The organism is Pseudoalteromonas sp. 19-MNA-CIBAN-0066 (assembly GCF_040308705.1).
GTDB lineage: Bacteria > Pseudomonadota > Gammaproteobacteria > Enterobacterales > Alteromonadaceae > Pseudoalteromonas > Pseudoalteromonas nigrifaciens.
The window spans coordinates 1-243 of the sequence record NZ_JBEONZ010000374.1 but is presented as its reverse complement, the minus strand read 5'-3'; the positions used below and the strand labels follow the sequence as shown (position 1 = coordinate 243).

Here is a 243-nt window from a genome sequence, read left to right as displayed (position 1 = left end):
GATCTATACATGGTAATTAAATGATTGAAAAAATTATTGGTTTTGTCCTTTTATTTTTATTCTTAGTATCATTTTTAAGTGTGCTCGGCAATTTATTAGCTGCTTTAATGAATCCTCTTGAAATGAAATTAATTGCATTCAAAAGGTTGAGTATATCCTTGGCTATACTGATAGTTGCATTTTTAGTCTCATATAAATTAGGTTATTTTATTGATAAGTATTAATAAATAAAGGAAATTATGA

The 243-nt window shown here is 24.7% G+C and carries 1 protein-coding gene; it reads left to right on the top strand.

What is annotated here, in order from left to right; translation table 11 throughout:
* The first annotated feature begins 20 nt into the window (after positions 1 to 20).
* A complete protein-coding gene (locus tag AAEZ18_RS19490; protein ID WP_101226490.1) occupies positions 21 to 224 on the top strand; it encodes a hypothetical protein in 204 nt (67 codons plus the stop codon).
* Positions 225 to 243 lie beyond the last annotated feature (19 nt).

Excerpts from the sequence above, each read along its gene's own strand:
- AAEZ18_RS19490 (WP_101226490.1), top strand. The coding sequence starts at position 21 with ATGATTGAAAAAATTATTGGTTTTGTCCTTTTATTTTTATTCTTAGTA.